Below are 9,683 nucleotides of genomic sequence, written 5' to 3'. Positions count from 1 at the left end.
AAGAAGACCCACGGTCTCGATGATCATCGCGGTGGCCCGCCCTTCGGGCGGCCCCGCGCTCATCACCGAGCTACACCACTTCTACCGACTTGACCTCGGCCGGTCCGGAGAGCCGACCAATTGGATCAACGTGTATCGGAAAGACAGCGGCTACGTGCACGGCTCTCCGGGCAGAGCGCCGCGACGATGACCCAAGACATCACCGAGGCGCTGGCACGCGCCACAACGCTCGCTGCGAGTTGGACGGTCGACTCCGTCCACGCGGCCACGCGTCGTCTCGCTGCCGCGTCGGATTCGCGACTCACCATTGACTGGGATGACGACGCGGGCGAGGACTGGGCGCGGCTCCTGGATGGCCCCACGGTCGTTGCGCTGATCTCGGCTCAGATCCCACTGCTCATAGTCAGTGATTCGCTGCCCAAACCGGCCTTGAGTACCACCGACGAGTTCGTAGTACTGACGGTGGGCGAGATGGATACCGCAGCGTTGAGCGCCAACGTTGAAGTCTTGCGCAGCGCGTTCCCTCAGATCTGGGCACTCTCGTTGGCTGACGGCGGCGGACTATCGCCCGACCGATTCTCGCCCGACGAACTCTGGTTTCTAACTGTGTGACGGTGTCACACGTGAGGCCGACCCCGCAGTGTTCAGGCTCGAGCACGCGCTGGCCGCGTATCGTGACTAGCCGGGGCTCAGGGTGTCGGCGTAGCGGCCATCGCTCGGACCATCAGCGCACCTTCGCCGTCCACGCCGCCGTCCGCGTGCAGCGACCGCTGCGGAAGCCCACGTCGTAGGAGATCCTGCCCTGGGTGACGCGGCGGCCCTTGAGGCGGCCGCTGACCACGATCCGGACGTCGTCGATCTTCTGCACCGGACCGGTGAAGACGCTGCGGAAGGTGCCGTTCCTGGCGACCTTCATCGTCGGCATGGTCTGGGTGATGAGCTCGACCTTGACGGGGTAGGACGCGCAGGTGACGTTCATCGTCACCCGCCAGCGCTTGATGCGCGTGCCGTTGGACGCCACGTCGAAGTTCACCGGGCCGCCGTCGACCACGTTGTCGGCCGTCAGGGCGCCCCGGTACTTCCCGTCCGGGTCGGATGCCGCCAGCGCGGTACAGGGGAGCGCGGCGAGGCCTGCCAACGCGAGCGGGAGGACGAGGGAGCGAACTGATGCGGGGGACATCGTCCGACCCTAGCCGCGCCGATGGACGCCGTCCGCCGGTTGACGGCGTTCCGTGGCGGGGCGTCGCGGACACGCCCGCCGGCGCCCTTCGCCCCTGACCGGCGTACCGATCGACCCGATCGGCACGCCTGCCCGCGTCCCCGGACCTACGCCGCCGAGATCCCGCCGTTGACGCTGATCGCCTGCCCGGTCAGCCGCGACGCGCCCGGGCCGCCGAGGAAGACGATCAGGGCGGCGAGGTCCTCGGGCTCCGCCACGCCGAGGCTCGCCATGGCGGCGGCCTTCTCGAAGAGCTTCGCGCTGAAGCCGTCCTTCAGCACCATCTCCGCCGTCGGCGTGCCGGCCACCAGCGACGGGGTGACGGCGTTGGCGCGGATGCCGTCGCGCTTGCCCTCGATCGCGACGGTCCGCGTGAACATGACGATCGCGGCCATCGCGGCGCCGAGGACGGACTCGCCCGGCGTGGCGGTCTTGGCGGCGTCGGAGGCGATGTTGATGATGCTGCCGCCGCGCTGCCCGCGCATGATCGGCAGCGCCGCGCGGGTCAGGTGCAGCGGCGGGAGCGCCTGCGCGTTCAGGATCGCCGCGACGTCCTCGATCGCCGTGCGGTGCAGCAGGTCGGGCTTGTACACGGACGTCACCGAGCTGACGAGGACGTCGATCGTTCCGACCGCGGCGTGCGCCTCGGCGATCGCCCGCTCGGTGTCGACCGGGTCCATCGCGTCGACCCGCACGAACGTCACCTCGGTGCCCGGGTGTGCCGCGGTCACGGCCTCGGCGGCGGCGATCCCGCGCGCCTCGGTCCGGGCCAGGAGGGCGATCCGCGGGACGCCGGCCGCCGCGAAGTCGTGCGCCGACGCGAGGCCGATCCCCGACGTGCCGCCGGCGATCACCACCCCGGACTCGGCGTAGGACTTGGCGGGCGGGATCGGGGTGGTGCTCATGCGTCGGATGGTCCTCGGTGGTGATTGGTGGGTGCCGACCGGGTCGGCGGGGCGGCCGGCGGCCGGTCCCGGGTCGGGGCCGGCCGGGCCGGACGCCGACGCCCGGTCGCGTCGGTCGCCAGGCGGCCCGCGCCGCTCAGTCGCCCGCGGGCAGGTAGATCGACTGCAGCTGCTGGTAGCCGGCGAGCGCCTCGGGGCCGAACTCGCGGCCCAGGCCGCTGTCCTTGACGCCGCCGAACGGGGCGTTCAGGTCGATGACGTAGCCGTTGACGCCGATCGTGCCGGTCTCCACGCCGCGGGCGACCTGCGTCGCGCGCGCCGGGTCGCTGGACCAGACGGTGCCGCCGAGCCCATAGCGCGAGTCGTTGGCGATCCGGATGGCGTCCGCGTCGTCGTCGTAGGGGATGACCGCGAGGACGGGCCCGAAGATCTCCTCCTGGGCGATCGTCGCGCCGTTGTCGACGTCGGCGAAGACCGTCGGCTCGACGAACCAGCCGCGATCCAGGCCGTCCGGGCGCCCGCCGCCGGCGATCAGGCGGCCGCCGCGCTCGGTGCCGCGGGCGATGAAGCCCTCGACGCGCGCGCGGTGCTCCTGCGACGCGACCGGGCCGACCTGGGTGGCGCGGTCGAGCGGGTCGCCGACGGTCAGGCCGGTGGCGAACGCCTCGAGCGCCTGGAGCGTCTCGTCGTAGCGGCTGCGCGGCGCGAGGATCCGCGTGCAGGCCGCGCACGTCTGGCCGTTGTTGGCGAACGACGCGAAGTGCAGGCCCTCGACGACGCTCGGCAGGTCCGCGTCGTCGAGCACGATCGCGGCGGACTTGCCGCCGAGCTCGAGGCTCACGGGCCGCAGGCGCTTGGCGCACTCCACGGCGATCGCCTTGCCGGCGGCGGTCGAACCGGTGAACGCGACCTTGTCGACGCCGGGGTGCGACACGAGGTACGCGCCGAGCTTGCGGCCGCCCGGGACCCAGTTCAGGACGCCGGCGGGGACCCCGGCCTCGGCCGCGGCGTCGGCCATCAGGAACGAGTCCAGCACGGTGCCGGGCGACGGCTTCACGACGACGGAGCAGCCGGCGGCCAGCGCGGGGCCGACCTTCGTCATCGCCAGCGTGACGGGGTAGTTCCACGGCACGATCGCGGCGACGACGCCGACCGGCTGGCGGCGCACGAGGGAATCGAACCCGAGGGGGGAGGGCCGGCGCTCCTCGAGCTCCTGGGCTCCGGCGAGCGCGGCGTAGTAGCGGATCAGGCCGACCGCGTAGCCGGACTCGAACTGCTCGGCGAGCGTGATCGGCATGCCGTTCTGCGTGCTGACCGCGGTCGTGATCGCGCCCGCTCGGGCCTCGACGGCGTCGGCGAAGCGGTTCAGCACGGCGGCGCGCTCGGCCGGCGTGCTCGACGCCCAGCCGCCGTCCTGGGCCGCGCGGGCCGCGGCGACGGCGCGGTCGACGTCGGCCTCCGAGGCCTCGGGCACCGACGCGACGACCTCCTCGGTCGTCGCGCTGATCACGTCGATGCGGGCGTCGGATGCGGGATCCGCCCAGGCGCCGCCGATGTAGAGCGCGTGGCGCTCCTGGAGAGGGGTGGTCGTGTCGGGCATCGGGGCGGCTCCTGGAGCGTGGGTGGTCGGCCCGACGCTACAGAACGTTCGACATCAATATGGAGAAAGTTCCCGATCGTGTCGAGTGACATCTAGGTTGCCGCTATGCAGATCACCGCCGCCGTCGCCCGCGAGCAGGGCCAGCCGTTCGTCCTCGAGCAGCTGGAGCTGGACGATCCCGGCCCGGGCGAGGTCCGGGTCGCCGTCCACGCCGTGGGCGTCTGCCACACCGACATCGCGATCCGCGAGCAGTGGATGCCCGTGCCGCTGCCCATCGTGCTCGGCCACGAGGGCGCCGGCGTCGTCGAGTCCGTCGGCGCGGGCGTGAGCGCGGTCGTCCCCGGCGACCGGGTCGTCATGACCTTCGGCTCGTGCGGCAGCTGTCCGACCTGCGCCGACGGCCACCCGGCGTACTGCTTCGAGCTCGCCGCCCGCAACGTCAGCGGCGGCCGTCCCGACGGCACCAACGCGCTGCACGGCGAGGGCGACGTCCACGGCTTCTTCTTCAGCCAGTCGTCGTTCGCCACCCACGCGATGGCGACGGAGCGCAACGTCGTGAAGCTCGACGACGACGTCGACCTCTCGATCGTCGGGCCGCTGGGCTGCGGCATCCAGACGGGGGCCGGCGCGGTGCTCAACGTGCTGCAGCCGCCCGAGGGGTCGAGCATCGCCGTCTTCGGGGTCGGGGCCGTCGGGCTGGCGGCCGTGATGGCCGCGAAGGTCCAGGGTTGCGCGACGATCGTCGCGGTCGACGTGAAGCCCGAGCGGCTCGCGCAGGCGCTCGAGCTCGGCGCGACGCACGCGATCGACGCGACCGCCGTCGACGACGTGGTCGCCGAGGTCCAGCGGATCACGGCGATCGGCGCGGGCTTCTCCGTCGACACCAGCGCCGTCCCCGCCGCCGCGCGGCAGGCCGTCGAGTGCCTGGCGCCGCTGGGGACCTGCGCGATCCTCGGCATGGGGCCGGGCGGCACGGAGCTGGCGGTCGACATGACGACGCTCCTGATGTCCGGCCGCCGGATCGTCGGCGTGACGGAGGGCGACGCCGACCCGCAGGAGTTCATCCCCCGCCTGATCGCGCTGCACCGCGAGGGCCGCTTCCCCTACGACCGGCTGATCCGGACGTACCCCTTCGCCGAGATCAACCAGGCCTGCGACGACGCGGAGTCCGGGGCGGCGACGAAGGCGGTGCTGCTGCTCGCCTGAACGGCCCGTCCGCCCCTCCGGCCGTCCGTAACGTTTGACACTCGCGGTAACTCGGGCTACGGTGATGTCGAACGATATGGACGACACGCACCCCTCCCTCACCGCGTTCGAACAGGTCGCCTCCGACCCGCTGGGCTACGCACAGCGACACAAGGAGGCGACCGGGCGCCTGGTCATCGGCTCCTTCCCGATGCACTTCCCCGGTGAGCTGGCGCACGCCGCCGGCACGCTCCCGACGATCATCCAGGAGAGCGAGGACCCGATCACGGCGGGTCACGGGATGGTCCACCCCTTCTACTGCGGCTACACCCGCAGCGTGGTCGACCAGGCCGTGAAGGAGGAGTTCGGGGTCCTCGACGCGATCATGTTCGGCGACCACTGCGTCCAGGTCCTGGGCGCCGCCGACACGGTCCGCAGCCTGCTGCCGAAGGCGAAGGTCCACTTCTACCAGCTGATCTCGTCGATGAGCGACCCCTGGAGCTTCGAGCGGGCGCGCGAGACGTTCGTCCAGGCGCGGGAGGGGATGGAGGAGCTCGTCGGCCGTTCGATCGACGACGCCGACCTCGCCGCCTCCGTCCGCACGTTCAACCACAACCGGCAGCTGATCCGGCGGATCTACGAGCTGCGCCGCGAGGGCCTCTGCGACCTCACCGCCCGCCAGCTCCAGCACGTCGTGAAGTCGTCGATGGTGATGGACAAGGACGAGCACAACGCGCTGATGGAGACGCTCGTCGCCGACGTCGAGGCGGGCGAGGGCCCGCGCACCGGCGGCGTGCGGGTCTACCTCTCGGGCCACTTCTGCCAGGCGCCGAAGCCCGAGCTGCTCGACCTGATCGAGGAGTGCGGCGGGGTGGTCGTCGACGACGACCTCTACCACGGCCAGCGCTACATCTCGACGGACGTCAGCGAGGAGCTCGAGGGGATGGACGGCCTCGCGCACTGGTACCAGGAGCGCAACCTGCGGGTCCCCTGTCCCACGCGCGTGGACCAGAACGCCGACTGGGAGGAGCACCTCCTCGGCCAGATGGAGCGGGCCCGGGCCGACGCGATGATCGTCCTGATGGCGAAGTTCTGCGAGCCGCACATGTACTACTACCCCGAGATCAAGGAGGCGTTCGAGCGCCGCGGCGTGCCGCACCTCCTGCTCGAGACGGAGCACGAGATGGGCACCTTCGAGCCGATGCGCACGCGCGTCGAGACCTTCCTCGAGATCGCCAGGCGCCAGCGCGCCGGAAAGGCCGTCGCATGAGCACCCTGCGCGTCGATCACACCACCCCGTCCGGGGCCGGCGCCGCCGGCGCGGGCACGCTCGCCGGCGCCCTGTCGGCGACCCCCGGCCTGGCCGAGGCGGTCCCCGGCCTCCCGACGTCGGAGCTGAAGAAGGCCAACCGCCTGCAGACGTCGGCGCTGAACAACAAGCTCGTCAACGACTACTGGACCGACGTCTTCAACGCCAAGGAGGAGGGCAAGCTCGTCTGCTGGTACGAGGGCGTCGCGATCAACCCGATCATGCAGGCGGCGGACATCCGCTGGGTGCACGGCGAGGCCTGGTCGGCGCTGCTCGCGGCCCGCAAGAACGAGGGTCCCGCGCAGGACGCCTCCGAGGAGCGCGGCTACGGCGCCGAGCTCTGCTCCTACGCGCGCACGCACATCGGCTGCGGCGTGCTGTCGCAGAAGCGCGGCAAGGAGGCGTCGGGCGCGTCGTTCGCCGACGCCCTGGGCGCCGGCACGCTCGCCGAGAACGTCCCCGAGCCGGACCTCTTCATCAGCGCGTACCCGTACTGCTCGACCGGCCAGCAGTGGGACGAGATGCTCTACCGGCTCTTCGGCAAGAAGGTGCCGATCTTCAACATCTCGATCCCGTGGGTCTGGGGCAACAAGCCCGACGCGCGGTTCCTCGGCGGCGAGGAGTTCGAGGAGGCCGTGACCTTCCTCACCAAGCAGCTCGAGGCCTGCGTCGCGTGGCTCGAGGAGATCACCGGCAAGCCGTACCCGTGGGACCGCCTCTACGAGATCATGGGCTACACGAAGGAGGCCGGCCAGCTGCGCATGGAGGCGATGAAGCTCTGCAGCGCGCGCCCCTCCCCGGCCAGCTTCTTCGACTGGACGACGTCGATCGCCCCGGTCAACTTCGTCCCCGGCGGCCCGCCGATCGTCGACTACTTCACGCAGGTGAAGGCCGAGATCCAGCAGCGCGTGACGGACGGCGTCGGCTCGATCCCGAACGAGCGCTACCGCCTGTTCTGGGACGGCATCATGAACTGGAACAAGATCGGCTGGTTGGCGAACAAGTTCGCGGGCTACGACGCCACGATCGTCGCGGGCCGCTACACCCACATGGGCTTCTGGCACATCCACGACGTGATCGACGTCCAGGACCCGCTGCGGGGGATGGCGATCAACTACCTCGTCTGCCCGATCAACCTCTCGGGCCCGTTGATGATCGACGAGATCTGCAAGCTCTCGGAGGAGTACGAGATCGACGGGGTCGTGCTGCACGCGGCGCGCACCTGCCGGGCGTTCTCCAACCCGCAGTTCATGATCGGCAACGCCGTCTCCAAGCGGCTGGGCCTCGCGACCGCGTCGTTCGAGGGCGACATGGTCGACGACGCCTTCTACAAGGACGAGCTCGTCAACAGCCGGGTCGAGGCGATGCTCGAGGGCATCGACGCGCGCCGGCTCGTGCGGGCCTGAGGGATGACCGCCGCGGACGACAGCGCGGGCGGGACCCGGAGCCGGGTCTCGTCGGTCGGTCCGCGGCGGGGGACGAGCGACGACAGGGAGCAGCGATGAGCACGTACGTGATGGGCGTCGACTTCGGGTCGACCACCGGCAAGACCGTGATCCTCGACGGCGAGGGCGCGCAGGTCGCGGCCTGCGTGTCGCAGAAGGGCACCGTGTCGTCCGAGGGCGCGCAGGCGTCGATCGCCGGCGCGCTGGAGCAGGCCGGGATCACCCAGGCCGAGGTGGCGTTCACCGTCTCCACGGGATACGGCCGGCGGATGCTGGACGTCTCCGACCGCTCGTTCACCGAGATCACCTGCCACGCCCGCGGCGCCGTCGAGCTCTACCCCGACGTCCGCCTCGTCATCGACATCGGCGGGCAGGACAGCAAGGTCATCGCGATCGACGACCAGGGCCTGGTCAAGCAGTTCGCGATGAACGACCGGTGCGCCGCCGGCACCGGCAAGTTCTTCGAGGTCCTCGCCCGCGCGATGGAGCTGCCGATCGAGGAGCTCGGCCCGATGGCGCTCACGGCGGAGGAGCAGATCGTCGTCTCCAGCATGTGCGCGACGTTCGCCGAGACCGAGGTCGTCTCGCTGATGGCCGAGGGGAAGAGCAAGAAGGACATCCTCTTCGGGGTCCATGCCGCGGTGGCCAAGCGCACCTCGGGCATGGTCGCCCGGGTCGGCAAGGCGGAGCCCGCGGTGATGACCGGCGGCGTCGCGAAGAACGTCGCCGCGGTCCGCCACATCGAGGACGCCCTCGGCATCACGCTGCGGATCCCCGACGCGCCGCAGCTGGCCGGCGCCCTCGGTGCGGCGCTGTTCGCGCTGGACGAGGTCCGCTCCCAGGCCCGCATCGCCGAGGAGCAGGAGCCCGGCGAGGAGATCGCCGGCGACGACCGGCCCGCGTGCCGGACGGGCTGCGGGACGAACCCCTCCGCCGTGGCGACCGTGACCGGCGTGGCCCTGCCGATGGCGACGCGGGATCTGGTGCGGCCGGCAGGCTGAGCCCGCCGCACGGGACCGCCGTACCGGGCGCTCGTCGACCGCGTGCCGTGGCGGCACGCCGCCCCGTCCCCGCGCCCGCGACAATGCGCGGATGGACGACGGACCAGCGCCCCTCCCGGCGCCCAGCGCCCGGGCGCTGCTCGTGACGGTGCTGGGCGAGCTCGTGTACCCGTACGAGGGCCCGGTCTGGACCGCCGCGCTGATCGAGGTCATGCGCGGGCTGGGCGTCGAGGAGCACGCCGCGCGCCAGGCGATCGCGCGCGGGTCGGCCGCCGGCTGGATCGAGGCCGAGCGGCACGGGCGCTCTGCCCGCTGGACCCTCGCCGACCGCGGCCGGCGCCTGATCGAGGACGGCATGCGGCGCTCGGCGGCCTTCGTCGAGGAACCGGAGCCGTGGGACGGCCGCTGGCTCGTCCTGCTCGTGACCGTGCCGCAGCAGCAGCGCGCGATGCGCAAGCGGCTCTACGGCGCGCTGACCTGGATGGGGCTCGGCAACCCGACCCCCGGCGTCTGGCTCAGCCCGCACGCCGAGGCCGTCGACGAGGCGCGCGAGACCGTCGCGGAGCTCGGCCTGGAGGCGTCGACGCTGTCGTTCGTCGGCCCGGTCGCCGGGATCGGGCTGAGCGAGGACGAGATCGTCCGCAGCGCCTGGGACCTCGAGGAGCTCGGCGCCCGCTACCGCGCCCTGATCGACCGCTACGGCGACGTCGACCCCGCGCCCGGCGACGAGATGCTCTTCACGCACATCGAGCTGCTCAACGCGCTCCAGCGCTTCCTCCGGCTGGACCCGCGGCTGCCGGTCGCGCTGCTGCCCGACTGGGTCGGCCGCGAGGGCGGGGAGCTCTTCCGCAGCCGCCGCGCCGCGTGGTCGGCGCCGGCCCGCGCGCGCTTCCGGGAGATCGCCGAGGCTGCCGGGCCGGGCTGATCGGCCTGCCGCCCTTCCGGCTGTCGGGCGCCCCAGCGTGGCGCACTGAAATTCGACATAAATCTCCACTTCGGCACCGATCTCGTCTAGCTTG

At 71.8% G+C, this 9,683-nt stretch carries 10 protein-coding genes; 7 read left to right on the top strand and 3 right to left on the bottom strand.

Annotated features, from left to right (window positions below; translation table 11 throughout):
- Positions 1-190 (top strand): hypothetical protein (locus AB0L40_RS12220; protein WP_364354219.1); only part of this gene is annotated, 190 nt, incomplete at its 5' end.
- Positions 187-612, top strand: coding sequence for a hypothetical protein (locus AB0L40_RS12215; protein WP_364354216.1), 426 nt, complete (start codon positions 187-189; stop codon positions 610-612). The genes AB0L40_RS12220 and AB0L40_RS12215, both read left to right, overlap by 4 nt.
- 112 nt (positions 613-724) lie before the next feature.
- Here AB0L40_RS12215 and AB0L40_RS12210 read toward each other — a convergent pair whose 3' ends face one another.
- The 3 genes from AB0L40_RS12210 to AB0L40_RS12200 all read right to left on the bottom strand — a co-directional run bounded on the left by AB0L40_RS12210 (position 725) and on the right by AB0L40_RS12200 (position 3,724).
- Positions 725-1,180 (bottom strand): hypothetical protein, encoded by a 456-nt coding sequence (locus AB0L40_RS12210; RefSeq protein WP_364354213.1) that lies wholly within the window; start codon positions 1,178-1,180, stop codon positions 725-727.
- A gap of 146 nt (positions 1,181-1,326) precedes the next feature.
- Positions 1,327-2,124, bottom strand: coding sequence for an SDR family oxidoreductase (locus tag AB0L40_RS12205; RefSeq protein WP_364354210.1), 798 nt, complete (start codon positions 2,122-2,124; stop codon positions 1,327-1,329).
- Positions 2,125-2,260: 136 nt separating this feature from the next.
- Entirely contained in the window at positions 2,261-3,724 is a 1,464-nt protein-coding gene (locus AB0L40_RS12200) for an aldehyde dehydrogenase (protein WP_364354207.1), read from the bottom strand.
- 105 nt (positions 3,725-3,829) lie between these two features.
- Between AB0L40_RS12200 and AB0L40_RS12195 the strand changes: the two genes are divergently transcribed.
- From AB0L40_RS12195 to AB0L40_RS12175, 5 genes are all read left to right on the top strand, one after another.
- A complete protein-coding gene (locus AB0L40_RS12195; RefSeq protein ID WP_364354204.1) occupies positions 3,830-4,930 on the top strand; it encodes an NAD(P)-dependent alcohol dehydrogenase in 1,101 nt (366 codons plus the stop codon).
- Positions 4,931-4,994: 64 nt separating this feature from the next.
- The gene (locus tag AB0L40_RS12190) at positions 4,995-6,179 is read left to right on the top strand and encodes a 2-hydroxyacyl-CoA dehydratase family protein (protein ID WP_364354201.1); all 1,185 of its coding nucleotides are present in this window, start codon (positions 4,995-4,997) and stop codon (positions 6,177-6,179) included.
- On the top strand, positions 6,176-7,624 hold the full coding sequence (locus AB0L40_RS12185) for a 2-hydroxyacyl-CoA dehydratase family protein (protein ID WP_364354198.1): 1,449 nt from the start codon (positions 6,176-6,178) through the stop codon (positions 7,622-7,624). Before AB0L40_RS12190 ends, AB0L40_RS12185 begins: the two co-directional genes overlap by 4 nt.
- 95 nt (positions 7,625-7,719) lie before the next feature.
- Positions 7,720-8,664 (top strand): acyl-CoA dehydratase activase, encoded by a 945-nt coding sequence (locus AB0L40_RS12180; protein ID WP_364354195.1) that lies wholly within the window; start codon positions 7,720-7,722, stop codon positions 8,662-8,664.
- 91 nt (positions 8,665-8,755) lie between these two features.
- Complete coding sequence (locus AB0L40_RS12175) at positions 8,756-9,589, top strand: PaaX family transcriptional regulator C-terminal domain-containing protein (RefSeq protein WP_364354193.1); 834 nt, start codon at positions 8,756-8,758, stop codon at positions 9,587-9,589.
- Positions 9,590-9,683 lie beyond the last annotated feature (94 nt).

Source organism: Patulibacter sp. NPDC049589 (genome assembly GCF_040675535.1).
Classification (GTDB): Bacteria; Actinomycetota; Thermoleophilia; order Solirubrobacterales; family Solirubrobacteraceae; genus Patulibacter.
Note: the sequence above shows the minus strand (reverse complement) of the source record. Positions and strands in the feature narration are given on the sequence as shown.